This window comes from Stappia indica (assembly GCF_001696535.1).
GTDB classification, from domain to species: Bacteria; Pseudomonadota; Alphaproteobacteria; order Rhizobiales; family Stappiaceae; genus Stappia; species Stappia indica.
This window is the reverse complement of record NZ_MBQE01000015.1, coordinates 1-626: the sequence shown is the minus strand read 5'-3', so window position 1 is coordinate 626 and position 626 is coordinate 1. Positions and strand designations below refer to the sequence as shown.

Below are 626 nucleotides of genomic sequence, written 5' to 3'. Positions count from 1 at the left end.
TCGACCTGGATGGAATAGGCGGCGTTGCCGGTGTCGTTGTGGGCGTCGGTGGCGGTGACGGTGAAGTTTGCCGTCTCCGCAGTGGTCGGCGTTCCGGTGAGGGCGCCGTTCGAGGCGAGCGTCAGTCCGTCCGGCAGGGCACCGGCGGTGACCGCATAGGTGTAGGGCGCAGCGCCGCCGGAGGCGGTGAAGCTCTGGCTATAGGCGGTTCCGACCTCGCCATTGGCAAGGCTTCCGGCGGCCGGGGCGAGCGCGATGACCACCGGGGCTACGTCGACCTGGATGGAATAGGCGGCGTTGCCGGTGTCGTTGTGGGCGTCGGTGGCGGTGACGGTGAAGTTTGCCGTCTCCGCAGTGGTCGGCGTTCCGGTGAGGGCGCCGTTCGAGGCGAGCGTCAGTCCGTCCGGCAGGGCACCGGCGGTGACCGCATAGGTGTAGGGCGCAGCGCCCCCGGAGGCGGTGAAGGTCTGGGTATAGGCGGTTCCGACCTCGCCATTGGCAAGGCTTCCGGCCGCGGGGGCGAGCGCGATGACGACCGGGGCTACGTCGACCTGGATCGAATAGGCGGCATTGCCGGTGTCGTTGTGGGCGTCGGTGGCGGTGACGGTGAAGTTTGCCGTCTCCGC

Annotated in this window: 1 protein-coding gene; it reads right to left on the bottom strand. The window is 69.2% G+C overall.

Annotated elements, in window-relative coordinates:
• On the bottom strand, positions 1-626 hold a 626-nt coding region (locus BBX35_RS22650; RefSeq protein WP_171901514.1), incomplete at both ends, for an Ig domain-containing protein.